Raw genomic sequence first — 26,307 nt, 5'->3', positions numbered from 1 at the left:
CGGTCCGATCCGGGGCGCATCCCACGTCAGGCGGTCGGCGACGCCGCCCGGTCCAGTGCTGCGGTGAACTCCCGGTGCGCCCGCAGCTCGCGCTCCACGGGAACCTGCACCGTGTCGTGCGCGGTCTCGCGCACGGAGCGCAGCAGGCGGCGTCGGACGGTGCGGGCGCGCACGCGGGAGGCCAGGGACGCGATCACCGCGCCCGTGAGCGCGAGGAACAGCGCGAGCACGACCCCGGCCACGACCATGAGGGTGGGCACCGGCAGCGGGAACCCCTCCACCGTGGGCGGCGGCGGCAGCTGCAGCTGGAAGTAGTCGGCGAGGAAGAGCCCGAGCAGCCACAGCAGGCCCAGCACCGTGACGGCCATGGCGAGCCACTGCAGCACATCGAACGCGATCCACCACCACGAGGCCCCGCGGGCGGAGAACCGCGTGCGGGCCACCGCCTGGTCCAGGGCGTCCGGCAGGGTCTCCTGGTGGCTGCGGGCCGCCGTGCGCACGCTGCGCCGCCACGGCTCCCCCGCACCTCGGGAGACCTCGTCCGCGAAGCCCCGGACCGCGGAGTCGGCGGAGGCCTTCTGGGAGGCGTTCATGGGAGGCAGGGACGTGCGGTGCACTCCCGGGTCCGAGGTCCTGTCGTGGCTCTCGATGTGCAGCCGCTTCAGCGGGTCCTTCCGGAAGCGCGCGAGCCAGCGCGTGGCGATCCACCCCGTGTGCTTGCCCGCGCGCAGGCGGTAGGAGCGCGCGGCGGCGTCGGCCACCATCTCGACGCCCGCGGCACGGGCGAGGCCCGCGGTCAGCCGCTCGCTCGCATCCCTGTCAATGCCGTGCGGATCACCCTCCCCGGCGGCGTGCGCGAGCTCCGTGGCGGCGTGGACGACGTCCGCCTCGAGGCGCTGCCCCGCGGCCGCGCGGCTCGCGGCCACCGAGTGGATCCGGTCCCGCAGCTCGGCGACGCCCTGCCCGGTGAGCGCGGAGACGGCCACCGGAGCGCTCGGCCCGGTGGCGGGCAGACCGTCCTGGGCCACGAGCTCCGCCAGGGACCCCAGCACGGTGGGGACGTCGCGCTCCGCGAGCCGGTCCGCCTGGTTGAGCACCACCATGGTGACCGCCCCGTGGCGCGCGAGCGGCTGGACGAAGTCCTGGTGCAGCACGGCGTCCGCGTACTTCTGCGGGTCCACGACCCACACGACCACGTCCACGAGGCCCACCATGCGCTGCACGATCTGACGGTGCTCCGCCGTCACGGAGTCGAAGTCCGGCAGGTCCAGCAGCACCAGTCCACCGCTGGCCGTGGAGGCCTTACGACCCCGTCCGGTGGCCACGCTGAGGGCGGGGCCCACCACGCGGCGGTCGGGCACGTCCAACCAGTCGAGCAGGGGCTGGCTGCCCTCCTCCCCCCACACCGCGGCGAGGGGCGCGGAGGTGGTGGGCCGCCGGGCCGCGCTGCGGGCGAGCTCCTGGCCCACCACGGCGTTGAAGAGGCTGGACTTGCCGGAACCGGTGGCCCCGAAGAAGCCCACCACCGTGTGGTCGGCGGACAGTGCGCGGCGCTGGCCCGCCCGGTCCAGGGTCTGCCGGGCCTGGCGCACCACGTCCTCGTCCAGCCGCCCCTCGGCGATCTCGGTGGCCTGCGCCAGGCCGGTGATGCGCTCCGAGAGGGTCACGGTCTCCGTGCGGGAACGGGGGCTCACAGGGCCTCACCCTCCGTGCGCACGCGCTGGGCCGCGGCGTGCAGCTGCTCCGCCGAGGGGTGCTCCCCCAGCTCGTCGATGGTGTCCAGGAACTGCTTCGCCCGGCGGTCGAGCAGTGCCGTGATGCGGGTCTCGAGGTTCTTCCGGGCCTGCTCGCTCATGCGCCGCACGGCGTCCTCGCCGAACACGGCCTCGAGCAGCTTGGTGCCCACCACGCCGGATCCGCCGGCGATGCCCACCTCCAGCCCGGTCAGTCCCCCCGTGGTCGAGAAGACGGCGATCATGAGGATCACGGCCAGGGCGTTGACGCCCAGGGACATGGCCCGGGCCCGCGTGCGCTTGCCCGAACCCTCCTGCTGGATCATGAGCATGACGTCCGACTGCCACGCCCGGATGCTCTCCGCGACCTGCGCGGGGTAGTCCGCCGGCAGCGCCGCCGCATCGCGTCCCGCCAGCAGTACCTGCCCGGCGGGCTCGTCCCGCCACCGGCGTTCCGCCAGCTCCGCGGCCCGCGCGGTGTTCTCCACGACCACGGCCTGCAACCCGGACTCGATGGCCTCTTCCACGCGCACCTCCGGCGCGGGCTGGCCCCTGAAGAACGCCGTCATGCGGTCCCGCACCCGGCCGATCCCTGCCTCCAGCCCGCGGAAGAACTCCCCCGTCCCCACGAAGTCCTGCCAGCGGGCGAGCACCTCGCCGCGCAGCAGCGTGCCGTCCCGGGTGGAGTCCACGATCGCGCGCAGGGCCTCCTCGAAGGACGTGGTGACCTCGCGGCGCAGGTGGTCCTCGGTGCTCTGCTGCGCTGCGACGGCCTCGGCCGTGCGGTCGGTGGTGTCCGCGAGCTCCCGCACGGCCCCGCCGAGCGTGCGGGCCGCGATCTCGGAGCGCGCGTGCGCGTCCGCCCCGAGCTCCGCGAGCCACGAGCGGAGCTCCCCCACGGCCGCGGGCGGGAGCATGCCGAGCTCGTTCAGGGGCGACTCCTGCACCACGAAGACGGGCGCCGCACCGAGCCCTTCCTGGGCCAGCATGCGGCGCAGGTCCTCCTCGATCTCCGCCGCCGACGCCGCCTGCACCCGGTCCAGGACCACGGCCACCGTGATGTCGCGCCCCGCCGCGTTGCGCAGCAGCTGCCACGGCACGGCGTCCGCGTAGCGGTTGGCAGTGGTCACGAACAGCCACAGGTCCGCGGCGGAGAGCAGCTGGGCGGCCAGCGCCCGGTTCTCGTCCGAGATCGAGTCCACGTCCGGGGCGTCGAGGATCGCGAGACCCTCGGGGATGTTCTCGTCCCCGAGCAGCACGAGGGAGCTCGTGTCCTCCACCGGCCCCGCGCCGTCGGCACCGGCCTGCGGGGTCCGGGACGGGTCCGTCAGGGCGCCGCGCACCCGGGCGAGGTGCGGGAGGACGCGCTGGGTGGTGAAGGCCCCGGCATCCCGGGGGTGGTGGATCAGCAGCGGCCGGCGCGTGGTGGGCCGAATGGCCCCGGAGCGGGTGACGGGGTGGCCCACGAGGGCGTTGACCAGTGTGGACTTGCCCGCCCCCGTGGACCCGCCCACCACAGCGAGCAGCGGGGCGTCCAGCGAGCGGACACGGGGCAGGACGTAGTCGTCCAGCTGGGCCACGGCGCGGGCCGCCAGCTCACGCTGCTGCGGCGCGCTGGCGGTGGCCAGCGGGAGCGTCGTGGCCCGGAGCAGCTCACGGGTCTGCTCGAGGGCGTCGATCAACGGCACTGCGGGCGCGTTCTCAGTGTTCACACGGTCATTGTGCCAGCACCTCCGAGGCACGCTGTTTCGGTGCCACGGCCTCGGGGAGGAAGTGGAGGTCGCCAGCCCGCTTCGGAACGGGCAAAGGGCCCGGAGGAGTGCACGTCGGGCTGCGGAAGGCCTGTACGTGGAGGCAGGCCGCGCGGAGGGCACCTCGCCCTGCGACCCGGCCCGTAACGGACTGTGATGTGCACCGGGCATGCGAAAAGCCCCGGCTTCCGTGGAAACCGGAGCTTTCAGCGCGTGACCCCAGCGGGATTCGAACCCGCGTTACCGCCGTGAGAGGGCGGCGTACTAGGCCGCTATACGATGGGGCCGTGTACTTTCAGTGGAGAATCCAGAAGATTTTCTGTGTCCTCCGCGCTGACGCACCAAACAGTAACATCAACACCGTGTCTCACCAATTCGGCATGCGGCCGGTGGTTCGACGTGCTGCGCATGCCTCGGCGTGACCGCTCGATGACAGTGCGACTAGCGCTGGGATACCAGGACTCGAACCTAGAATGACGGTACCAGAAACCGTTGTGTTGCCAATTACACCATATCCCACTGGTTTCGCCGCGCTCCGGGCTGTCCCGGAACTGCCGCGCAACGAGCAGTAACTATACCTTCGTCCGGCCGCGATGCCAAACCCCGCCCCACCCACCCGGACCCCTGGCACGGGTGCCGTGGGGCGGGGCCTCGTGGTCCCCCGCCCGCGGAGGACGAGGGGACCACGAAGTGGGAGGAGTCAGTCCCCCAGCGTGGCCCGCAGAGCCCTGAGGCGCGCCAGGGACGAGTCCCTGCCCAGGATCTCCAGCGACTCGAACAGCGGCGGGGAGATGCGCTGCCCGGACACGGCGGTGCGCACGGGTCCGAACGCGAGCCGGGGCTTGATGCCCAGCCCGTCCACGATGGCCTCGCGCAGCGCGGTCTCGATGGCCGCGGCGGAGAAGTCCGGGAGGGGCTCCAGGGCCGTGATCGCGGCGTCGAGCACCTGGGGCGCGCTCTCCCTGAGCTGCTTGGCGGCGTCGTCCGCGACCACGATCTCGTCGTCCGAGCGGAAGAGGAAGCCCACCAGGCCCTCGGTCTCACCCAGCAGGTTCATGCGCTCCTGCACGAGCGGCGCGGCCTGGTCCAGGATCTCGTTCTCGCGCGGGGTGAGCGTCTCCCCCACCAGGCCGGCGGCACGCAGGTACGGGACCAGCCGGTTGCGGAAGTCCTCCGGCTCCAGCATGCGCACGTGGGTGCCGTTGATGGCCGTGGCCTTCTTGACGTCGAAGCGCGCCGGGTTGGCCAGCACGTCGTGGATGTCGAAGTTCGCCACGAGCTGCTCCACCGTGAAGATGTCCTCGTCCGCGGACAGGGACCAGCCCAGCAGGGCCAGGTAGTTCAGCAGGCCCTCGGGGATGAACCCGTTGTCCCGGTGGTGGAACAGATTGGACTCCGGGTCCCGCTTGGAGAGCTTCTTGTTGCCCTCGCCCATCACGTACGGCAGGTGGCCGAACTCCGGGATGAACTCCGCCACGCCAATGGCCACGAGCGCGCGGTACAGCGCGATCTGGCGCGGGGTGGAGGACAGCAGGTCCTCCCCGCGCAGCACCTGGGTGATGCCCATGAGGGCGTCGTCCACGGGGTTCACCAGGGTGTAGAGGGGCTTGCCGTTGGCGCGGGCCACCACGAAGTCCGGGACCGACCCGGCCTTGAAGGTGATCTCACCGCGGACCAGGTCCGTGAAGGAGATGTCCTCGTCCGGCATGCGCAGGCGCAGCACGGGCTGGCGGCCCTCCGCGCGGTACGCCGCCTTCTGCTCCTCCGTGAGGTAGCGGTCGAAGTTGTCGTAGCCGCGCTTGGGGTCCTCACCCTTCTCGCGGTGGCGCTGCTCCACCTCCTCCGGGGTGGAGAAGTCCTCGTACACGTGGCCGGCGGCCACCAGGCGGCGCAGCACGTCCTGGTAGATCTCGCCGCGCTGGGACTGCCGGTAGGGCTCGTGGGGACCGCCCACGTTCACGCCCTCGTCCCACGTGATGCCCAGCCAGTCCAGGGCCTCCAGGATCTGCTGGAAGCTCTCCTCGGAGTCGCGGGCGGCGTCCGTGTCCTCGATGCGGAACACCAGCGTGCCGCCGGTGTGCCGCGCCCAGGCCCAGTTGAACAGCGCGGTGCGGATGAGGCCCACGTGCGGGGTGCCCGTGGGGGACGGGCAGAAGCGCACGCGGACGGGAGTGCCCTCGGGAACGGTGGGATGCAGAGTGGATGCGTCGTCAGTCATGATGGCGCCATTCTACGGGGTGCCCCCGGACCGCCGCCCGCCCCGGCCCTAGCGGCGCAGGACGGTGGTGAGCTCGCCGATGCCCTCGACCTCCACCGAGAGCTGGTCACCCTCGTCCACGGTGCCCACACCGGCGGGTGTGCCCGTGAGGATCACGTCCCCGGGCAGCAGGGTGAACGCCTCGGACACGTAGGACACCAGCGCGGGGACGTCGAAGATCATGTCGGCGGTGCTGCCGTCCTGCTTGAGCTCCCCGTTCACGGCGGAGCGCACGGACAGGGCCGAGGTGTCCAGGTCCGTCTCGACCCACGGGCCCAGGGGGCACGCGCCGTCGAAGCCCTTGGCCCGGGCCCACTGGCCGTCCGTGCGCTGGGCGTCCCGGGCGGTGAGGTCGTTGGCCGCGGTGTAGCCGAACACCACCTCCGGCACGCGCTCCACCGGGACGTCCTTGCACATGCGCCCGATCACCACCGCCAGCTCGGCCTCGTAGGAGACCTCCTCGGTCCACGCGGGCAAAGTCACGGGATCGCCGGGGCCGGAGACGGCCGTGTTGGGTTTGAAGAACAGCAGCGGCCGGGACGGGACGTCGTTGCCCATCTCCGCGGCGTGCTCGGCGTAGTTGCGGCCCACGCACACGATCTTGGAGCGCGGGATCACCGGTGCGAGCAGCCGGGCCTCGGACACCGCGACGGTGCGGTCCAGCTCCTGGACGCCCACGTACAGCGGATCCCCGGTGAGGTACCGCAGCATCTCCTGCCCCGGGTCCCCGTGGACGGTGCCGTAGTGGATTTCATTCTCGTGTGTGAACCGTGCGATGCGCATGCCCACAGGCTACACAGCGGCCCCGGTCCGTTCAGCACGGACCGGGGCCGCCACGGACGTGGAGGATCACACGAGGCGGGTCAGCCAGCCGTGGGTGTCCTCGGCCCTGCCGGTCTGCACGTCGAGCAACTGCCGGCGGATGGCCATGGTGACCTCGCCGGGGCGCTCGTCCTCCGAGCCGATCACCTCGTCGTGGCTCAGGAGCCGGCGCACCGGCGCGATCACGGCGGCGGTGCCGCACGCGAAGACCTCCGTGAGGCGGCCCGAGCGCTTGCCCTCACGCCACTCGTCCAGGGTGAACGCGCGCTCCTCCACCTGCATGCCGCGGTCCCGGGCCAGCTTCAGCACGGAGTCCCGCGTGATGCCCTCGAGGATGGTGCCGGTCAGCTCGGGGGTCACCAGGCGGTTGTCGTCGAAGACGAAGAACACGTTCATGCCGCCGAGCTCCTCCACGGCGCCCTCGCGCTCCGGGTCGAGGAAGAGCACCTGGCTGCAGCCGTGGGCGTCCCCCTCCAGCTGCGCGATGAGCGACGCCGCGTAGTTGCCGCCGCACTTGGCCGCACCCGTGCCCCCCTTGCCCGCACGCGCCCACGTGTCGGAGAGCCAGATGTCCACGGGCTCCACGGTGCCGAAGTAGTTGCCCGCCGGGGAGGCGATGACGGAGAAGAGTGCCTGTTTGGAGGGCCGCACGCCCAGGAACGGCTCGGTGCCGATCATGAACGGGCGCAGGTACAGGGACTCCCCCTCCCCGGAGGGCACCCACGCCTCGTCCACCCGCACGAGCTCCCGGACCGCGTCCACGAACGTCTCCTCGGGCAGGGCGGGCAGGGCGAGGCGCTGCGCCGAGCGGTTCAGCCGGGCGGCGTTGGCCTCGGGGCGGAAGCTCCACACGGAGCCGTCCTGGTGGCGGTAGGCCTTGAGACCCTCGAAGATCTCCTGGCCGTAGTGCAGCACGGACGTGGAGGGGTCCAGGCTCAGCGGACCGTAGGGCTGGATGCGCGCGTTGTCCCAGCTGCCGGTGCCCTTCTGGACGTCGCCCTGCCAGTCGATGCAGACCATGTGGTCCGTGAAGTGCTGACCGAAACCGGGGTTCTCCAGGACTGCGGCACGCACCTCGTCGGTGGCGGGCTGGGGGTTGATCTGCCGGGTGAACTCAGTGCTCACGGGTGGTCTCCTTCGACGGTGCGGTCGCGCCACCCGCCCGGCGGGGCAGGGTGCAGCGTGATGTGTGTCTCACCAGTATGCCGTCCCATGGGGACCGCACCCGGCAGCTACGCACCGACGGCGCGGAGGCGGGCCACGACGTCGTCGCCCACCCGTGTCGTGCCGCGCGTGGCGGTGCCGTTCTCCTCGAGGTCCGCGCGCACGGCGCGGTTCACCCGGTCGGCCAGCTCGGGGTGGCCCAGGTGCTCGAGCATCATGGCACCGGCGAGGATCGCGGCGGTGGGCTGCGCAGTGCCCGTGCCGGCGATGTCCGGGGCGGACCCGTGGACGGGTTCGAACATGGACGGGGCCGTGCGGTCCGCGTTGATGTTGCCGCTCGGCGCGAGCCCGATCCCGCCCGTGATCGCGCCGGCCTGGTCCGTGAGGATGTCCCCGAACAGGTTGTCCGTGACGATCACGTCGAACCGTGCGGGGTCCGTGGTCAGGAAGATCGTGGCGGCGTCGATGTGCATGTAGTCCACCGTGACGTCGGGGAACTGTTCCGCCACCTCGTCCACCGTGCGCTGGTACAGCCGACCCGCGTTGACCAGCACGTTGTGCTTGTGCACCAGGGTCAGCTTCCTGCGCGCACGGCTCTGGGCGAGCTCGAAGGCGTAGCGCACCAGCCGGCGCACACCGTGGGCGGTGTTCACGGAGACCTCGGTGGCGATCTCGTGCTCGGTTCCGGTGCGCAGGGTGCCGCCGTTGCCCGCGTACGGGCCCTCGGTGCCCTCCCGGACCACCACGAAGTCGATGGTCCCGGGGTCCGCCAGCGGACTCGTGGTCCCCGGGTAGTGGGTGGCCGGGCGCAGGTTGACGTAGTGGTCGAGGCCGAAGCGCAGCTTGAGCAGCAGGTCCCGCTCCAGGAGGCCCGAGGGCACCCGCCGGTCGTTCGGGGCAGCGCCCACCGCACCGAAGAGGATCGCGTCGTGCTGGCGGAGCCGCTCCATGGTGTCCTCGTTCAGCACCTCACCGGTGTCGAGCCAGTGCGCAGCACCCAGCGGGTAGGTGGTCTTCTCCAGCGTCACCCCGGCGGGGTCCGTGACGGCGTCGAGGACCTTGACCGCCTCCGCGACCACCTCCGGGCCGATCCCGTCCCCGGGAAGCACGGCGATCGAGTGGTGGCGGGCGGTCTCGGCGGCAGGGGATTCGCTCATGCGCCCACCCTAGGGGCGTGGGAACGGGCACATCCACATGATGAACGCCTGTTCCACATGTTGAGACGACAGGTAGCCGCGCGTGTGGGCGGAGAGCATGCAGGAGGGGCCCGGCAGGCACAGGGCCCCTCCGTGCAGGTCCCCTCCGTCCGAGGACAGCGGACACCCGAGGCGCTCCGGCCCGGGCCGGGGCGCAGGGACACCTCAGTCCGCGAGCGCCGTGGGCTCCTCGTAGCGCGGGAAAACGCCCGAGGGCTTGGGCAGTGGCGTGCCGGGGGCCAGCGGGGTGTCCAGAGCGGCGAACGTGCGGGCCGGCCCCTCGGGCTGGCCGAGCTGGTCCAGGAGCCGCGCCATGGCACCGGGCATCACGGGCTGCACCAGGACGGCCACGATGCGCAGCACCTCGGCGGTCGTGTACAGCACGGTGGCCATTCGCCCGGGGTCGGTCTTGCGCAGCACCCAGGGCTGCTGGGCCGTGAAGTAGCGGTTGGCGGAGGCGATCACGCGCCACACGGACTCGAGCCCCCGGTGGAAGGCCAGGGCGTCGAACGCCGTGCGGTACTCCGCCACCACGGCCCGGGCCTCGTCCAGCATCGCCCGGTCCTCGACCGTTAGCTCACCGGGCTCGGGGACCGTGCCGCCCAGATTCTTGGCCACCATCGAGAGGCTGCGCTGGGCCAGGTTGCCGAGGTCGTTGGCGAGGTCCGAGTTGATGCGTCCCACGATGGCGTCGTGGGAGTAGTTGCCGTCCTGCCCGAACGGCACCTCGCGCAGCAGGAAGAACCGCAGCTGGTCCAGCCCGTACTCCCCGATCAGCGCGTGGGGGTCGATCACGTTGCCCACGGACTTGGACATCTTCTCCCCCTGGTTGAAGAGGAATCCGTGCGCGAACACCTTACGCGGCAGCTCCAGTCCCGCGGACATCAGGAACGCGGGCCAGAACACGGCGTGGAAGCGCGCGATGTCCTTGCCGATCAGGTGCACGTCCGCGGGCCAGAACCGCTGGAACAGGGGGTTCTCGGTGTCCGGGTAGCCCAGACCGGTGAGGTAGTTGGTCAGGGCGTCCACCCACACGTACATCACGTGGTCCGGGTTGCCCGGCACGGGCACACCCCAGTCGAAGGTGGTGCGGGAGATGGAGAGGTCCTGCAGTCCCCCTTCCACGAAGGACGCGATCTCGTGCGAGCGTGTCTCCGGCTGCACGAACCCGCTCCGGTAGAGCTCGAGCAGGCGGTCCTGGTAGCGGGAGAGCCGGAAGAAGTAGCTCTCCTCCTCGGTCCAGGTCAGCTCGGTGCCCGTGCCGATCGAGTAGCGCTGCCCGTCCGCTCGTACCTCGGTCTCGTCCTCCGCGTAGTACGCCTCGTCCCGCACGGAGTACCACCCGGCGTAGGTGTCCGGGTAGATGTCCCCGTTGGCCTCCATGCGCCGCCACAGCTCCTGCGACGCCGCGGCGTGGTCCGCGTCCGTGGTGCGGATGAAGCGGTCGTAGGAGATCTCCAGCTCGTCGTCCATCTCCCGGAAGCGCGCGGAGTTGGTGTCCGCGAGCTCGCGCGGGGTGGTGCCGAGCTTCTCGGCCGTCTGCTGCATCTTCTGACCGTGCTCGTCCGTGCCCGTCTGGAAGCGGGTCTCGAACCCGTCCAGGCGCTTGAACCGCACCAGGGTGTCGGCGGCGATCGCCTCGTAGGCGTGGCCGATGTGGGGGCGCCCGTTCGGGTACGAGATGGCCGTGGTCGCGTAGAAGGGAGTCTGCTCAGTCACCCCTCCACTCTAGCCACCCCGCGGCACCGCGCCCGTCCCAGGCGCGGGAGGTCCTGCTCCCCTGGGCACGACGACGCCGCGGCGCCCGTCCCGTGGGAGGGGCGCCGCGGCGTCGTGGTGGGGTGTGCCGTTCCCCTCCGCCGCGGGCGGCGGGCGACGCGGGAGAGGATCAGCGCGCGGCGGTGCCCTCGGTGTAGTCCTCGTCCGTCTGCTCCCACGCGAAGAGCGAGCGCAGCTGGCGGCCCGTGGTCTCGATGGGGTGCTTCTCCTCCTTGGCGCGCAGCTCGTTGAACTCCTTGGCGCCCGAGGCCTGGTCCTTCATGAAGCGGTCCGCGAAGGCGCCGTTCCGGATGTCCGCGAGGACCTCCTGCATGCGCTCCTTGACCTCCGGCTGGATCACGCGGGGGCCGGAGACGTAGTCGCCGTACTCGGCGGTGTCGGAGCAGGACCAGCGCTGCTTGGCGATGCCGCCCTCGACCATGAGGTCCACGATCAGCTTGAGCTCGTGCAGCACCTCGAAGTAGGCGATCTCGGGCTGGTAGCCCGCCTCGGTCAGCGTCTCGAAGCCGTACTGGACCAGGTGGGACACACCACCGCACAGCACGGCCTGCTCGCCGAACAGGTCCGACTCGGTCTCCTCCGTGAAGGTGGTCTCGATGACGCCGGCGCGCGTGCCGCCAATGCCCTTCGCGTAGGACAGGGCCAGCTGCAGGGCCTGCCCCGAGGCGTCGACCTCCACGGCCACGAGGTCCGGGACGCCGCGCCCGGCCTCGAACTCGCGGCGGACGGTGTGGCCGGGGCCCTTGGGGGCGACCATGGCCACGTCCACGCCCTGGGGCGCCTCGATGTAGCCGAAGCGGATGTTGAAGCCGTGCGCGAAGAAGATGGCGTCGCCCTCGTCCAGGTTGTCCTTGACGGACTCCTCGAAGACCTGCGCCTGGACCTGGTCCGGGGTCAGGATCATGATCACGTCCGCCTCCTTGGCGGCGTCCGCGATGGAGAGCACCCGCAGGCCCTCGGCCTCCGCCTTGGCGCGGGACCTCGAGCCCTCGTTGAGGCCGATGCGGACGTCCACGCCGGAGTCGCGCAGGTTCAGCGCGTGGGCGTGGCCCTGCGAGCCGTAGCCGATGATGGCCACGGAGCGGTTCTGGATGATCGAGAGGTCGGCGTCGTCGTTGTAGTAGATCTTGGCCATGGGGTGCTCTGTCTCCTTGGGTAGCGGGTGGGTCGTTGGTGGTCCCGCGCGGGCTCTGGGGCGCCACGCCGGACCGGGTCTGAGGGTGGTCGTACGGTCAGTGTCGCAGCGCCCTGTCCGACATGGACTTGGGGCCGCGGCCGAGGGCCACGGTGCCGGCGCGGACGATCTCGCGGATCCCGAAGGGCTCCAGGACGTCCAGCAGCGCGTGGATCTTGTCCCGGGACCCCGTGGACTCGATGACCACGGACTCCGTGGAGACGTCCACGATGGTGGCACGGAACAGGTCCGCGGCCTGCGTGACCTGCAACCGGGTGGCGGCGTCCGCGCGGACCTTGACCATGATGTGGTCCCGCTGCACGGAGGCCTCCGGCGCGAGCTCCACGATCTTGATCACGTTGATGAGCTTGTTCAGCTGCTTGGTGACCTGTTCGAGCAGCTCGCCGTCCGCGTCCACCACCACGGTGATCCGGGAGATTCCGGACAGTTCGGTGGGGCCCACGGCCAGCGAGTGGATGTTGAAGGCGCGGCGGGCGAAGAGCCCGGCCACCCGGGTCAGCACGCCGGGCTTGTCCTCCACCAGGACGGAGAGGGTGTGTCGGCTCATGGATCAGTCCTCCGTCTTCCACTCGGGAGTCATGTTGCGGGCGATCTGGATCTGGTCGTTGGAGACACCGGAGGGGACCATGGGCCACACCATGGCGTCCGCGGAGACCACGAAGTCGATCACCACCGGGCGGTCGTTGATCTCCAGCGCCTGTTGGATGGTGGCGTCCACGTCCTCGTCCCGCTCGCAGCGCAGCGCCGCGCAGCCGTAGGCCTCCGCGAGCTTCACGAAGTCGGGGATCCGGCGCGAGTCGTGGCCCGTGTTCAGCTCGGTGTTGGAGTAGCGGCCGTCGTAGAACAGCGTCTGCCACTGCCGCACCATGCCGAGCGACGAGTTGTTGATCACCGCCACCTTGATGGGGATGTCGTTGAGCACGCACGTGGCGAGCTCCTGGTTGGTCATCTGGAAGCAGCCGTCGCCGTCGATCGCCCACACCACGCGGTCCGGCTGGGACACCTTGGCGCCCATGGCCGCGGGGACCGCGAAGCCCATGGTGCCCAGGCCGGAGGAGTTCAGCCACTGCCGGGGACGCTCGTAGTCCACGAACTGGGCGGACCACATCTGGTGCTGGCCCACACCGGAGGCGTAGACGGCCTCCGGGCCGGTCAGTGCCGAGATCCGCTCGATCACGTGCTGCGGGCTGCCGTGGCCGTCGTCGGTGCTCGTGTAGCCCAGGGGGTAGGTCTCGCGCAGGGAGTCCAGCGTCTCCCACCACGTGGTCAGGTCCGGGGTCTGCGCGTCCGCGAACTCCTGGCGCACGGCCTGGGTGAGGTCCGGGATCACGTGCTTGAGGTCCCCCACGATCGGCACGTCCGCGATCCGGTTCTTCGAGATCTCCGCGGGGTCGATGTCCGCGTGGATCACCTTCGCGTTCGGGGCGAACGTGTCCAGCTGACCGGTGACGCGGTCGTCGAAGCGCGCGCCGAGCGTGATCAGCAGGTCCGACTGCTGCATTGCGTACACCGCAGGCACCGTGCCGTGCATCCCCGGCATCCCCAGGTTCTGCCGGTGGGAGTCCGGGAAGATGCCGCGGGCCGTCAGGGTGGTGACCACGGGGGCCCCGGTGAGCTCGGCCAGCTCGGTCAGCTCCGCGGCGACGTCGGCCCGCATGGCCCCGCCGCCCGTGTAGAGGACGGGACGCCTGGCCTCGGCGATGAGACGGGCCGCCTCCTTGATCTGCTTGGAGTGCCCCCGGGTGACGGGGCGGTAGCCCTTGAGCTCCACGTGCGGCGGCCAGCTGAAGGTCAGGCTCCCCTGCTGGGCGTCCTTGGCCACGTCCACCAGCACGGGTCCCGGACGGCCGGTCGAGGCCAGGTGGTAGGCCTCGGCGAGCACCCGGGGGATGTCCCGGGCGTCGGTCACCAGGTAGGAGTGCTTGGTCACCGGCATGGTCATCCCCACGATGTCCGCCTCCTGGAAGGCGTCCGTGCCGATCGAGGAGCTGGCCACCTGGCCGGTGATCGCAAGCATGGGGATGGAGTCCATGTTGGCGTCCGCCAGTGCCGTCACGAGGTTCGTTGCACCGGGGCCGGAGGTGGCAATGCACACCCCCACGCGGCCCGAGGCCAGGGCGTAGCCCTCGGCGGCATGGCCCGCGCCCTGCTCGTGGCGCACGAGCACATGGTTGATCTTGTCCGTGTCCAGCAGCGGGTCGTACGTGGGCAGGATCGCGCCACCCGGCAGACCGAAGACGTCCGTGACACCGAGCAGCTCGAGCGAGCGGATGATGGCTTGCGAGCCGGTCATCTCCTCCGGGGCCACGACATCCGCGGCGGAACCGGTCAGCAGTACCTGGTCCGACTCGGCGGCCTGCTCCGTGGGCGCGGACGGAGCGCGCCGCTGAGCCATCACCGCCGGGGAGATCGGCTGGTCCTTACTCATGTGCTGTGTCCTTACGTGCTGTGGGGTGCGGGATGCCCGGCGGGGTGGTGCCTGGCGGGTGCGACCGGGATGGGGTCGTGCATGAAAAAGGCCCCTGCCACGGATCTCGTGGGCTGAGGGCCTGGGGAACGCGCGCGTCGAGAACGCCTCAGGCCGGATGTCCCACGAGGACGACCGGTACGAGGTCGATGATGATGCGCAGCGCCGAAGTCATGCCCTCATGGTGTGACGCAGGAAACCATCGTGTCAATCTGCGGACACCTCGTCTCAGATCATGAGACGCCCCGGGCTGGCCAAGAACTGCGGTGCCCTGCCCTGCCGGAGGGCGGCGAGCTGCTGCAGGAGGAGGTCCCGCATCCGTCGCAGGTACGAGGAGTTGGAACCGCCCACGTGGGGCGCGATGATCGACCCCCGGGCGCTCATGAGCGGGTGGTCTCCCGGCAGCGGCTCGGGCTCCACGACGTCGAGCGCGCACCGCAGCCTTCCCGAGCACACCTCCGCGCTCAGCGCCACGGTGTCCACCACGGCCCCGCGGCCCACGTTGACCACCAGTGCGTCGTCCGGCAGGGCCGCCAGGGCCTCGGCGCCCACGAGTCCACGGGTCGCATCGCTGAGGGGCAGGGCGAGCACCAGGACGTCCGTGCGGGGCAGGATCTCCCCCAGCTCGGCGATGCCGTGGACGCGCCCCCGCTCGTCCTCCCTCGCCGTGCTGGCCACCCGGGTGAGCTCCACCTCGAACGGCTCCAGCCGCGCAACCACAGCCCGCCCGATCTCCCCGACCCCCACCACGGTGACCCGGGAGTCCGCGAGCGAGCGGGAGAAGAACTGCCGGTAGACACCGTCCGCCTGCTGCCGCACGGCGCGGTCCAGGTTGCGCTGGGCCGCGAGGATCAGACCCAGCGCGATCTCGGCGGTTCCGGCGGCGTGGACCCAGCCGGCCGCGGCGAGTGCGGTGCCGTCCCCGAGCAGCTCGGGCACCCCGTCGTAGCCCGTCGACTGCAGCTGCAGCAGGGAGACGTCCCGCAGGACGGAGGGATCCATCCGCCAGCGCGCACTGTAGTAGGGGGCCACCGCGACATCCACCTCCTCGCGGGCACACCCCTCCGGCTCCCCCACCATGTCCCACAGGACGCAGCGGAAGTCCGTGACGTGCGGCACCACCGCATCGAACAGCTCCTGCTCCGGCAGGGAGACCACGCGCAGGGAGGCAGGGTCAACAGGGGGTCCAGGGTGGCTCATGACACCGATTCTACGGCGCGGCAGGCCGCCCGCCGGTGCACACCGCCCGGGGTGCGAGCCACCCCCGGACCTCGATTTGACTCACCCCGTCGGACTGCTAAAGTTATCTCTCGTTGCAGGGGAAAGCAGCGGGGAAAGACCGCCGCAAACCTACAGCAGCACACGCGCCTCTAGCTCAATTGGCAGAGCAATTGACTCTTAATCAATGGGTTCAGGGTTCAAGTCCCTGGGGGCGCACAGCAGAGACGAAGGCCGGACCACCGTGGTGGTCCGGCCTTCGTCGTGTCCGGCACCCCGTCCAGGCCCGGGTTCAGGGTTCCCGGCCCGTACGACGGGCTTCACGGCGCGGGGCAGGGGGTCTCGGAGAGCAACCGGGGCGGGCCGGGCAGCGGCGTCTGCCGGTGCAGGAAGAGCGGGTGGAGAAAGAGGGAGGGGTCAGTGGCCCTCTGCAAGGGCTCCCGCGCCCCGGTCCGCCGTCGCCGCACCGTGGCTCCGGGAGCGACCGTCCTCGACCTCCCTGCGCCACCGGGCTCCACCGTGGGCGGCAATGATCTCCACGAGGCGGTCCCGGAACTGCTCGTCGGAGTCACGGGACCCACCCAGCAGGTTCTGCTCCAGGCGCGCCGCGTCCGCGAGCACCCGCTCCCCCGCCAGCGAGATGGCCACCACGTGGGAGCGGCGGTCACGCTCGTTGCGGGAACGGGTCACGTGGCCGTGGGCCTCGAGGCGGTGCAGGGTCTTGCCCATGGTCTGCGCCTGGACGCGCACTTGGCTCGCGAGCTGGGCCTGCGTCATGCTCCCCTCGGACTGCAGGACATCCAGTGCCATGACGCCCGCGTGAGTCACCCCGAGAGACGCGAGGTCCTCGTTCCACGCGTGCTCCACGAGTCGCGCTGCCGTGGACAGCAGACGGTTCGTGGGCCACTGGTTCCTGTACGACATGAGACAACTATATCCACTCGACGTGATCCGCTTCCTTTACTCCAGGAGGACGTTCAAGTCAAATCCCCCCGCCGCCGGGTTCCCGCGTGCGCAGGGGATCCCGACCGCGCAGAGGATGCCGACCGAGCGGCGTCGTGCGGAGGGCCGGGACGAGAGACACCCGGGCCGTGGGATGATCACCTGACGAGCAGCGCGACCCCGTCCGCACCCCTGAACTGTACGCGAGGTCGGACTGTTTAGGGAACATCTGTCACCACACCGTAAGGAACACCTCATGGCCGATCGCCTTGCCCCCGGCACCGCCGCCCCTGCCTTCACCCTCCCGGACGCCCACGGGAAGCCCGTGTCCCTGGAGGACATGCGTGGCGAGAAGGTCATCGTGTACTTCTACCCGCGCGCGGCCACCCCGGGGTGCACCACGCAGGCCTGCGACTTCCGGGACAGCCTGGCCTCGCTCGCGTCCGCAGGCTACCGGGTGATCGGCATCTCCCCGGACGAGCCGGCCGCGCTGGAGCGGTTCGCCGCAGCTCAGGAGCTGGGCTTCCCGCTGCTCTCCGACCCCGACCACCGGGTGGCCGAGGCCTACGGCGCCTGGGGCGAGAAGAAGAACTACGGGAAGGTCTACGAGGGCCTCATCCGCTCCACCGTGGTCCTGGACGAGACCGGCACCGTGGTGCTCGCCCAGTACAACGTGCGCGCCACGGGTCACGTGGCGAAGCTGCGCCGGGACCTCGGCCTGGACGGCTGAACCTGCTCCTGCTCCCCCACGGCCCCCACAGCTGGCCCGCGGGACGCGAACGTGCCCGGCGCCGAGGCCAGGGCCGCGGGCCCTCGGCGCCGTGGGCCATCCGCGTGACGGGCGGTTGGTAAGGTGGGCGCTCCCGGGTGGAGCCGGACCCTGCTGGCTCCGGACCCGGCAGCGGCGCGAGTGGTGGAACTGGCAGACACGCAGGATTTAGGTTCCTGTGCCTCACGGCGTGCGGGTTCGATTCCCGTCTTGCGCACCAGACAGCTGCGGACCGCCACGCAGAACGGGACCACGGCGGCAGAAAGGGCCCTCGGTGACGTATGAGAACGGTTTCGGGCGGCGTGCGTTCCTTGCCGCCGCCGGACTCGGCGCGGTCCTGACCGGCTGCGGACGTCCCGGCGCGCACTCCGGGTCCAGCGCATCGGTCCCCGGTGGTCACTTCGTCCTGGCCCACGCGGCGGCACCCACGGGCCTGGACCCCTCACGACGCACCTCCCAGGAGACCTCGCGGATCGCCACGCAGGTACTCGAGGGGCTCGTGACGGCCGACCGCTCCACGGGGGAGGCCGCACCCGGTCTGGCGGAGTCCTGGACCGTGGCGGACGACAAGCGCTCCGTGACCTTCCGGCTGCGGGACGACGTCCTGTTCCACGACGGCACCGAGTTCGACGCCGCCGCGGTCAAGGCGAACTTCGAGAAGTGGCAGGCACAGTCCGAGTCCGAGCAGCCGTGGGCACCGCGGTGCGCATTCGCCACGACCTTCCGCCACGGCCGAACCGGGTCCTCGGTCTCCTCCTGCTACGCGGGCGTGGACGTCGCGGACGAGCGGACCGTGGTGCTCCGGCTGACCCGTCCCTACTCCCCCCTGCTCTCCGCACTGACCCAGCCCGCCTTCGGCATGGCCTCCCCCGAGAGCATCCGTGCGGGCACCGAGGACGAGCACCTCGTGGGCACGGGCCCCTTCCGCCTGGACTCCGCGGACCCCGAGAGCGTCACGCTGCTCGCCAACGAGCGCTACTGGGGGGAGCTGGGTCAGGTGGGCACACTCGAGATGCGCGTGGTGCCGGACGCCCACGTGCGCTGCGCCGCCCTGCTGAGCGGGGATGTGGACGCCTACGACCTCGTGGGGATGGACGCCTTCGCGCCGCTGGCGCGCGAGGGTGTGCAGGTGCTCTACCGGGACCCCTACTCCGTGTGCTACCTCGGGATGAACCGCTCCCTGCCCCTGTTCCGGGACGTGGACGTGCGCCGGGCCGCGGCCGCGGCCGTGGACCGCGGGGCTCTGGCGAAGAACCTCTTCCCCAACGGCACCAATGTGGCGGACCAGTTCGTGCCGGCCCGCTTCACCGTGGACGGGGACAACCTCCAGATCCCCGGCTACGATCCCCAGCGCGCCAAGGACCTGCTCCAGGCCAGCTCCTACAGGGGCCAGCGCCTGAAGTTCGTCTACCCGCGCAACACCTCGCGCCTGTACCTGCAGGAGCCCGAGCGGGTGTACGCGCAGATCTCCGCCCAGCTCACGAAGGCCGGCTTCCGCATCACCCCCGTGCCCATGGACTGGGACCGCGGCTACGCGGACGCCGTGACGGATCCGTCCGGTGACCACGCGTTCAGCCTCATGGGCTGGAGCGGGAGCTTCCGGGACCCGGACAGCTTCATGGGCCCCCTCCTGGGCACGGAGCTCGCCCTGCTGGGGGACGACGACGCCGGACTCACCACCGCGGTCAACCGCGCCGCCGGCATGGCGCAGGGGGACCCCCGCACCGCCGCGTACAAGACGCTCAACGACCGTGTGTCCGAGGTGCTGCCCGCGGTTCCCCTGTGCCACCCGGTCTCTGCCGTGGCCGTGAACTCGCGCGTGGTCAGCTTCCCGCTCACCTCCACCGGGTTCGAGCGCTTCAACGAGCTGCAGCTCGCCTGAACCCACTCACCGCCCCGTGCAGCCCGGACGGTGACCCGGCCCCGGCGAGGCGCGCGGGCGGCGTCGTGGCGCGCCCCGTTCGGCCCCGGGACGCGTTGGGAGAAGCCCGGGGCTGGGGATACCCTGGACGACGAACGCACGGGCGCAGTGCCGCGCCCACCCTGCACGCATGGGAGACACAGTGACTTCACCTCAGCCCACCGAATCCGTCGACGTCGTCCTCGTGGGCGCCGGCATCATGAGCGCCACCCTGGCAACCCTGCTCAACGACCTGCAGCCGGACTGGAAGCTGCTCGTGCTCGAGCGCCTGGACGCGGCCGGGCTGGAGAGCTCCAACGCGTGGAACAACGCGGGCACCGGGCACTCCGCCCTGTGCGAGCTCAACTACGCCCCGCAGGCCGCGGACGGCACCGTGGGCGCGGAGAAGGCGCTGAACATCAACGAGCAGTTCCAGGTCACGCGCCAGCTGTGGAGCTCCCTGGTGGAGAACGGCACGCTGCGGGAACCCCGCTCCTTCATCAACCCGGTTCCGCACGTGTCCATGGTGTTCGGCGAGGACCACGCCACCTACCTGCGGGCCCGCTACGAGGCCTTCAAGCCCCACAAGCTCTTCGAGCGCATGGAGTTCACCGAGGACCGCGACCTGATTGCGCAGTGGGCACCGCTCACGATGCACGGGCGCGGCGCAGGCCGGGTGGCCGCCACGTTCGCCCCCGAGGGCACCGACGTGGACTTCGGAACCCTCACCAACCAGATGCTGGACCACCTGACCGGGCGAAGCATCACCGTGCAGTACGGCCAGGAGGTCACCACCCTGGACCGCCAGAGTGACGGCTCCTGGCTGGTCTCGGTGGAGGACCGCCTGAACAGCGACAACAACCGCGTGATCCGCGCGGGCTTCGTCTTCCTGGGTGCGGGCGGCGGTGCGCTGCCGCTGCTGCAGAAGTCCGGCATCAAGGAGGCCAAGGGCTACGGCGGGTTCCCCGTGTCCGGGCTGTTCCTGCGCAACACCGATCCCTCCGTCACGGCTCAGCACAACGCCAAGGTCTACGGCCAGGCCTCCGTGGGAGCACCTCCCATGTCCGTGCCCCACCTGGACACGCGCTACGTCAACGGGCGCCGCGCCATCATGTTCGGCCCCTACGGCGGGTTCAAGCCCAACTTCCTCAAGCACGGCTCCCTGCTGGACCTGCCCAAGAGCGTGCGGGCGCACAACCTCTACCCCATGACCCGCGCCGGCATGGCCAACCTGGACCTCGTGAAGTACCTCGTGGGCGAGCTCACCAAGACCAGGGCGCAGCGCATCGACGCCCTGCACGAGTACTACCCCACCGCCGACGGCTCCCAGTGGGAGCTCATCGAGGCGGGCCAGCGCGTGCAGGTCATGAAGTCCGACGCCAAGAAGGGCGGCGTGCTGCAGTTCGGCACCGAGCTCGTGACCAGCGCGGACGGCTCCATCGGCGCCCTCCTCGGGGCGTCCCCCGGTGCCTCCACGGCCGTGCCGATCATGCTCAACCTGCTGTCCAAGTGCTTCCCAGCCAAGATGTCCGAGTGGGAGCCCCGGATCAAGGAGCTCATCCCGTCCTACGGGACCACGCTCAATGACAACCCTCGCCTCGCGGACGAGATCATGGGTCACACCGCCTCGGTGCTCGGCATCGAGTAGCCCACCCGTTCGGGTGGGCCCGCGGGGGCCGGTACGCACTGCGCGTACCGGCCCCCGCGCCGTCGTGTGCCCCGTTGCGTGGACAGGCACGCCCCGTTCGGCCAGAAGTGTGGACAGCGGCGGCCGGAAATGCATCCTTTTGCTCTCGTAACATATAGATAACGTTCATAGGGGGTGAACGTCGCAAAGGGGGAACTATGACATCTAGGGGGAGCATCGAGGCCTGGGACGCTCTGAGCCGCTGCCACGTGTCGGTGACCCGGCAGCTGCAGCGCGACGTGGACCTGCGCGGTCTCTCACGCCGTGAGTTCGAGGTGCTGGCCACCTTGGACGGCGCGGATCGTGGCGGACTGCGGCTGCGGGACCTGAACAGCCACGTGCTGCTCACGCAGTCCAGCCTGTCCCGCATGCTGGAGCGGCTCGAGAACAAGGGTCTCGTCACCCGCCGCCAGGACTCGCAGGACCTGCGAGGCGTGCGAGTGGCGCTGACCGAGGCCGGGGGGCGGCTCTACAAGCAGATCTCCGAGGACAACGACCAGAAGGTCGCGGACGTGATGAGCACGGCACTGGACTCCCAGGAGATCCGGGTGCTCACACGGCTGAGCGAGCGCATCCACCAGTACGCGCTCTCGCTGTCCCGGTAGCCCACCGCAGCACCCGTCACCGCGTCCGTGAACCTTTCACGGGCGCGGTGATCTGTCTCCGCCCCGCCGCATTCGCTCCCGGACGCGTTCACCATGCCCCTGCAGGTTCCAAGATCAGTACACTTCTTCCTGACCCCGTGGTGCACAGTGCGGCAGTTCTGCCAGAACACCGCGGAGATCGCTGCTTCCCCCTTCGAGAGGACCCCCATGACCCACCAGAACCTGGAGTCCACAGTGGCCCGGGAGGACTCCGCGCCCCACCCGGACCACGGCACCAAGCCCGATTCCCCCGGCAAGCTCAAGGGGCAGTCATGGGGGTACATCTTCAAGCGGGCACTGTCCGAGTTCACCAAGGACGGCTGCACGGACCTCGCCGCCACCCTGACCTACTTCGCGGTGCTGTCCATCTTCCCCGCGCTGCTGGCGCTGGTGTCGCTGCTGGGCGTCTTCGGCCAGGGTGAGGCCACCACCAAGGCCATCCTGGACTTCCTGGACCAGTACGCACCCGCGGCCCTCGTGGACCTGCTCTCGGAGCCGATCTCGCAGCTGACCACCCAGTCCGGTGCCGGACTCGCCCTGGTGGTCGGCATCGTGGGTGCGCTGTGGACCGCTTCCGGCTACACCGGTGCCTTCTCCCGCGCGCTCAACCGCATCTACGAGGTCGCCGAGGGGCGCCCCTTCTGGAAGCTCAAGCCCGTCATACTGCTCGTGACCCTGATCGTGGTGCTGATCGTCGCCGCCGTGATGATCATGGTGCTGCTCTCGGGAGACCTCGCGCAGACCCTCGGTGACGCCGTGGGTCTGGGATCCACCGCGGTCACCGTGTGGAACTGGGCCAAGATCCCCGTGGTCCTGGTCCTGCTCGTGCTCCTCATCGCCATCCTCTTCTACGCGACTCCGAACGTGCGGCAGCCCAAGTTCCGCTGGATGAGCCCCGGCGCGGCCATCTCGCTCGTGTTCATGATCGTTGCGGGGCTCGCGTTCGCGTTCTACGTGGCCAACTTCGCGAAGTACAACGCCACCTACGGGGTCATCGGCTCCGTGATCATCCTGCTGCTGGGCCTGTGGGTCATGAACAACGCGCTGCTCTTCGGAGCCGAGGTGGACGCCGAGCTCGAGCGCGGCCGCCAGCTGCAGGGCGGCATCCGGGCCGAGGAGACCATCCAGCTCCCGCCCCGCGACACCACCCAGGTGGAGAAGCTGCGCGCCAAGGAGGAGAAGCTGGAGGCCGAGGGCCGCAAGATCCGCCTCCACACCGAGCACCTGGACTACTCCCAGGACAGCTGAGCCCGTTCCCTCCCGGACTCCTGCCCCGACGGGCCCGCACGGTCACACCGTGCGGGCCCGTTGCGTGTCATGATCCGCTGCCGCACGCCACCGGCTGCCAGCTGCCCGCTGCCCGCTGCTCACCGTCCACCGTTCACCGGGCGGCGAACGACCCGCCCGGGCGCTGTGCGGGTCCGTGCGGCACCCGTCATACTGGGACCGGCACGCAACCGAGCACGACGACGGAGGCAACTTCATGCACAAGGTCAAGGGCGTAGTGGTCCGGGCGAAGAACGAGCCCGCGACCGTGGAGACCATCCTGGTTCCGGATCCCGGGCCCGGAGAGGCACTCGTGGACGTGCTCACGTGCGGGGTGTGCCAGACGGACCTGCACTACAAGGTGGGCGGCGTGGGCGACGACTTCCCCTACCTCCTCGGCCACGAGGCCACCGGTGTGGTCAGCGCCGTGGGAGACGGGGTCACGGAGGTTGCCGTGGGTGACCACGTGATCCTCAACTGGCGGGCCGTGTGCGGTGAGTGCCGAGCCTGCCGCCGGGGCCAGCCCTGGTACTGCTTCGACACCCACAACGCTTCTCAGCGCATGACCCTCGAGGACGGCACCGAGCTGGAGCCCGCACTGGGGATCGGCGCCTTCGCGGAGAAGACCCTCGTGGCGGCAGGCCAGTGCACCCGCATCGAGTCCCCGCTGGAGGACGACCAGTACGCCGCCGTGGGCCTGCTGGGCTGCGGTGTCACCGCCGGCATCGGTGCCGCCATCAACACCGGCGCCGTGCAGCGCGGGGACTCCGTGGCGGTCATCGGCTGCGGTGGCGTGGGGACCGCGGCCGTGGCCGGTGCCGCCCTGGCGGGCGCCACCACGATCGTCGCCGTGGACGTGGACGACGACAAGCTGCGCACCGCTCAGCGTCTGGGCGCCACCCACGTGGTCAACTCCCGCTCGGAGGACCCCGTGGAGGCCATTCGCGCGCTCACCGGGGGCAACGGCGCGGACCTCGTGATCGACGCCGTGGGCGTGGCGGACACCTTCCTGCAGGCCTTCCAGGCACGGGACCTCGCCGGGCGCATGGTGCTCGTGGGCGTTCCCGATCCCGGGACCACCGCGGAGCTTCCCCTCGACGAGGTCTTCTCCCACGGCGGGTCCATCAAGTCGGCGTGGTACGGGGACACCCTGCCCTCCCGCGACTTCCCCATGCTCGTGGACCAGTACGTCCTCGGGCGCCTGGACCTGGACGCCTTCGTGTCCGAGCGCATTGCTCTGGACCAGGTGGACGCCGCGTTCGACACCATGAAGTCCGGCAAGGTCCTGCGCTCGGTCGTGGAGCTGCAGCGATGACCCGGCAGCCCGAGACCGTCCTGACCGATCCCCGCGGCGGGGTCACCGTGGTGAACTGCGTGACCGCGGGGACGTTCAACCTGGACGGCGGCACGTGGGAGGTGGAGAACAACGTCTGGGTCCTGGGCAACCAGGCGGAGTGCGCCGTCATCGACCCCGCGCACGACCCCGAGGCGGTGCTCGCCGCCGTGGCCGACCGCACCATCACCCACGTGCTGCTCACCCACGGCCACGACGACCACATCAAGGCCGTGCGCGAGTTCGTGGAGCGGGCGGGCACGGACGCTCCCGTCATGATGAACCACGAGGACCTCATGCTGTGGCGCGCCGTTCATCCCGAGGGTCCCGAGCCGGAGCCCCTGCACGACGGTCAGCAGATCCTCGCCGGGACGGTGGCCGTCACCGTGGTGGCCACCCCGGGGCACTCCCCCGGTTCCGTGGTCTTCCACGCACCGGACCTGGGCGAGGACGGGGTCGTCTTCACCGGAGACACCCTCTTCCAGGGCGGTCCCGGCGCCACGGGCCGGTCCTACTCCGACTTCCCCACGATCATCGACTCGATCGCCAAGCGCCTGTTCACGCTCCCGGAGGACACCCTCGTGCTCACAGGCCACGGGGACTCCACCACCGTGGGCCGGGAGAAGCCCCGCCTGGCGGAGTGGATCGCGCGCGGTTCCTGAGTTCAGCCGAGCACCCTGCACCAGGAGCGCACGACGCCGCCTGCGGAACCTGACCCTCGCGGGTACGGTTCCGGAGGCGGCGTCGTGCTGGTGGGGCACCGTTCCTGCAACACGTGCCCCGGCGGGTGCTCGCGACGGCGAGCCGCCCTGGCCCCGGCCGGAGCGAGGGCTCAGATCCTCGGCTCCGGCCCGGGGGCGCGGCGCAGCCCGTGGTTGAAGACGAGAGCCGTGCCCAGCAGCAGCATCGAGGCGGCCACGGGCACCATGGCGGCGGACATGTAGTCGTGGTGCACGCCCAGGTACGCGCAGATGATCAGGCCCAGGGCGGTGGCCACACTGGTGGCCACGTTCATGAAGCCCACGAGACCCATGTAGCCGTGGGCCATGTCCACCTGCCCCGCGGAGCTGTGGATGCACAGCAGGCACGGACCGGAGAAGAAGCCCACGGCCATGAGCACCACGGAGAAACCGACTGTGCCGGAGGGCCCGGAGAGCAGCATGGACGTGAGCAGGGCGCCCGTGGCCACCAGGACCCACATGTTGGCGGCCGTGATGCGGTGGCGGAAGCGCACCGCCAGGCTGGAGCCCGCCGCCGCCCCGAATCCGACCAGCGCGTACATCACCCCCATGGTCTTCACCGTGTCCAGGGAGACCGAGTAGACCGCGAGGCATCCCTGGGCCGCACCGAGCAGGGCGTTCAGCGCGGCGATGCCGTAGAGCAGGCCGTGGCGCAGCCGGAACGCCGCGCGCTGCTGCGCCCGAGGAGCTGGTCGACGGTCCCGGCGCCACTGGCTCTCGGGCATGTTGGCCTGGGGATGCCTGGCCGAGGGGTGCACCACGAACAGCACCATGGTGAGCACCGACAGGATCGCCGAGGCACGCAGCACCGACGACGGTCCTGCCACCACGGCCAGCAGCCCGGTCAGGGCGGCGCCCAGGACCGTGGCCAGTGCCTCGTTGACGGACTCGCGGCGCATGGCCCCGCCGAACGCCTCGGGACGGTTCTCGGACTCCACCACGGACACCCACCGCAGCCGTGCGGCCAGACCCATCGGGGCCAGGGAGAGACCCGCGACGAAGAACGGCACGAACGCGCCCGCGGCGTCCCAGGTGGTTCCCACGGCATCGACGTCCACCCGGGAGAGCTGCCACATCACCACGCCCTGGATGAGAGCAACCCCTGCGAGGGCCCAGAGCCGCCAGCGGACGTTCGCGAAGACCGCCATGCCCACGCCGCACACGGCCATGCCGAGGCACAGGGCAGCCGAACTGACCGCAGCCGTCCACGCCGAGGCCGCGGATACCGCCACCCAGGTGAGGACTCCCAGGGGCGTCATGACCTGCGGCACGCGCAGCAGCAGGGTGATGAGCGCGAGCTGCCGGTCGCGGCGAACCCACTGCTCCCTGGGCGGGATGCTCCCGGCCGGCAGCTCCGTGGTCTGGGGGTGCATGGCGGTGTTCACGCGCTCAGCCTACGCGGGGCCATAGCGCTGGGGCCGACGGTCGACGGGCCCTCGGATCG

20 protein-coding genes and 4 tRNA genes are annotated in these 26,307 nt (G+C 70.7%); 9 read left to right on the top strand and 15 right to left on the bottom strand.

Annotated elements, in window-relative coordinates; translation table 11 throughout:
• Positions 1 to 26: 26 nt before the first annotated feature.
• From EAE32_RS06070 to EAE32_RS06010, 13 genes are all read right to left on the bottom strand, one after another.
• Positions 27 to 1,694, bottom strand: coding sequence for a GTPase (locus tag EAE32_RS06070; RefSeq protein WP_121864461.1), 1,668 nt, complete (start codon positions 1,692 to 1,694; stop codon positions 27 to 29).
• Entirely contained in the window at positions 1,691 to 3,445 is a 1,755-nt protein-coding gene (locus tag EAE32_RS06065) for a dynamin family protein (RefSeq protein ID WP_121864460.1), read from the bottom strand. Before EAE32_RS06065 ends, EAE32_RS06070 begins: the two co-directional genes overlap by 4 nt.
• 253 nt (positions 3,446 to 3,698) lie before the next feature.
• A tRNA-Glu gene (locus EAE32_RS06060) sits at positions 3,699 to 3,771 on the bottom strand.
• Positions 3,772 to 3,931: 160 nt separating this feature from the next.
• Positions 3,932 to 4,003, bottom strand: a tRNA-Gln gene (locus EAE32_RS06055).
• Positions 4,004 to 4,184: 181 nt separating this feature from the next.
• Positions 4,185 to 5,702 carry a glutamate--tRNA ligase gene (gltX, locus tag EAE32_RS06050; protein WP_121864459.1) on the bottom strand — a complete coding sequence of 506 codons (1,518 nt, stop codon included), beginning with the start codon at positions 5,700 to 5,702 and terminating at the stop codon, positions 4,185 to 4,187.
• 48 nt (positions 5,703 to 5,750) lie between these two features.
• Complete coding sequence (locus EAE32_RS06045; RefSeq protein ID WP_121864815.1) at positions 5,751 to 6,524, bottom strand: fumarylacetoacetate hydrolase family protein; 774 nt, start codon at positions 6,522 to 6,524, stop codon at positions 5,751 to 5,753.
• A 66-nt stretch (positions 6,525 to 6,590) separates the two neighbouring features.
• Complete coding sequence (locus tag EAE32_RS06040) at positions 6,591 to 7,688, bottom strand: branched-chain amino acid aminotransferase (RefSeq protein WP_121864458.1); 1,098 nt, start codon at positions 7,686 to 7,688, stop codon at positions 6,591 to 6,593.
• Between the two features lie 107 nt (positions 7,689 to 7,795).
• A complete protein-coding gene (locus EAE32_RS06035; protein WP_121864457.1) occupies positions 7,796 to 8,884 on the bottom strand; it encodes a 3-isopropylmalate dehydrogenase in 1,089 nt (362 codons plus the stop codon).
• 204 nt (positions 8,885 to 9,088) lie between these two features.
• The gene (gene metG, locus EAE32_RS06030; RefSeq protein WP_121864456.1) at positions 9,089 to 10,642 is read right to left on the bottom strand and encodes a methionine--tRNA ligase; all 1,554 of its coding nucleotides are present in this window, start codon (positions 10,640 to 10,642) and stop codon (positions 9,089 to 9,091) included.
• Positions 10,643 to 10,811: 169 nt separating this feature from the next.
• Entirely contained in the window at positions 10,812 to 11,837 is a 1,026-nt protein-coding gene (gene ilvC / locus EAE32_RS06025) for a ketol-acid reductoisomerase (protein ID WP_121864455.1), read from the bottom strand.
• A gap of 97 nt (positions 11,838 to 11,934) precedes the next feature.
• Positions 11,935 to 12,444, bottom strand: coding sequence for an acetolactate synthase small subunit (gene ilvN, locus EAE32_RS06020; protein WP_121845314.1), 510 nt, complete (start codon positions 12,442 to 12,444; stop codon positions 11,935 to 11,937).
• Positions 12,445 to 12,447: 3 nt separating this feature from the next.
• Positions 12,448 to 14,325, bottom strand: coding sequence for an acetolactate synthase large subunit (locus tag EAE32_RS06015; protein WP_121864454.1), 1,878 nt, complete (start codon positions 14,323 to 14,325; stop codon positions 12,448 to 12,450).
• A 267-nt stretch (positions 14,326 to 14,592) separates the two neighbouring features.
• Positions 14,593 to 15,564, bottom strand: coding sequence for an NAD(P)-dependent oxidoreductase (locus EAE32_RS06010; protein WP_121864453.1), 972 nt, complete (start codon positions 15,562 to 15,564; stop codon positions 14,593 to 14,595).
• 164 nt (positions 15,565 to 15,728) lie between these two features.
• Here EAE32_RS06010 and EAE32_RS06005 point away from each other — a divergent pair.
• A tRNA-Lys gene (locus EAE32_RS06005) sits at positions 15,729 to 15,801 on the top strand.
• A gap of 198 nt (positions 15,802 to 15,999) precedes the next feature.
• Here the strand turns inward: EAE32_RS06005 and EAE32_RS06000 are convergent.
• Positions 16,000 to 16,506 carry a MarR family winged helix-turn-helix transcriptional regulator gene (locus EAE32_RS06000; protein WP_121864452.1) on the bottom strand — a complete coding sequence of 169 codons (507 nt, stop codon included), beginning with the start codon at positions 16,504 to 16,506 and terminating at the stop codon, positions 16,000 to 16,002.
• Between the two features lie 274 nt (positions 16,507 to 16,780).
• Here EAE32_RS06000 and bcp point away from each other — a divergent pair, with 274 nt between their 5' ends.
• From bcp to EAE32_RS05960, 8 genes are all read left to right on the top strand, one after another.
• Positions 16,781 to 17,254 carry a thioredoxin-dependent thiol peroxidase gene (bcp, locus tag EAE32_RS05995; RefSeq protein ID WP_121845310.1) on the top strand — a complete coding sequence of 158 codons (474 nt, stop codon included), beginning with the start codon at positions 16,781 to 16,783 and terminating at the stop codon, positions 17,252 to 17,254.
• A gap of 174 nt (positions 17,255 to 17,428) precedes the next feature.
• Positions 17,429 to 17,513 (top strand) — tRNA-Leu (locus EAE32_RS05990).
• Between the two features lie 54 nt (positions 17,514 to 17,567).
• A complete protein-coding gene (locus EAE32_RS05985; RefSeq protein ID WP_121845309.1) occupies positions 17,568 to 19,175 on the top strand; it encodes an ABC transporter substrate-binding protein in 1,608 nt (535 codons plus the stop codon).
• 181 nt (positions 19,176 to 19,356) lie between these two features.
• Positions 19,357 to 20,841, top strand: a complete 1,485-nt coding sequence (locus EAE32_RS05980) for a malate:quinone oxidoreductase (RefSeq protein ID WP_121845308.1) — start codon at positions 19,357 to 19,359, stop codon at positions 20,839 to 20,841.
• Between the two features lie 197 nt (positions 20,842 to 21,038).
• Complete coding sequence (locus EAE32_RS05975; protein WP_121845307.1) at positions 21,039 to 21,485, top strand: MarR family winged helix-turn-helix transcriptional regulator; 447 nt, start codon at positions 21,039 to 21,041, stop codon at positions 21,483 to 21,485.
• A gap of 207 nt (positions 21,486 to 21,692) precedes the next feature.
• The gene (locus tag EAE32_RS05970) at positions 21,693 to 22,772 is read left to right on the top strand and encodes a YihY/virulence factor BrkB family protein (RefSeq protein WP_121845324.1); all 1,080 of its coding nucleotides are present in this window, start codon (positions 21,693 to 21,695) and stop codon (positions 22,770 to 22,772) included.
• 235 nt (positions 22,773 to 23,007) lie between these two features.
• Positions 23,008 to 24,105 carry an S-(hydroxymethyl)mycothiol dehydrogenase gene (locus tag EAE32_RS05965; protein WP_121845306.1) on the top strand — a complete coding sequence of 366 codons (1,098 nt, stop codon included), beginning with the start codon at positions 23,008 to 23,010 and terminating at the stop codon, positions 24,103 to 24,105.
• Positions 24,102 to 24,785: an MBL fold metallo-hydrolase gene (locus EAE32_RS05960; RefSeq protein WP_121864450.1), complete on the top strand. Its 684-nt coding sequence runs from the start codon at positions 24,102 to 24,104 to the stop codon at positions 24,783 to 24,785. The genes EAE32_RS05965 and EAE32_RS05960 overlap by 4 nt, the downstream gene beginning before the upstream one ends.
• Before the next feature lie 170 nt (positions 24,786 to 24,955).
• On the opposite strand, the gene EAE32_RS05955 is transcribed toward EAE32_RS05960, so the two are convergent.
• A complete protein-coding gene (locus tag EAE32_RS05955) occupies positions 24,956 to 26,248 on the bottom strand; it encodes an MFS transporter (RefSeq protein ID WP_243635601.1) in 1,293 nt (430 codons plus the stop codon).
• Positions 26,249 to 26,307: the final 59 nt, after the last annotated feature.

It is taken from the genome of Kocuria tytonicola (assembly GCF_003687175.1).
Classification (GTDB): domain Bacteria; phylum Actinomycetota; class Actinomycetes; order Actinomycetales; family Micrococcaceae; genus Kocuria; species Kocuria tytonicola.
The sequence above is the reverse complement of the archived record's forward strand: the minus strand, read 5'-3'. Positions and strand labels throughout refer to the sequence as shown.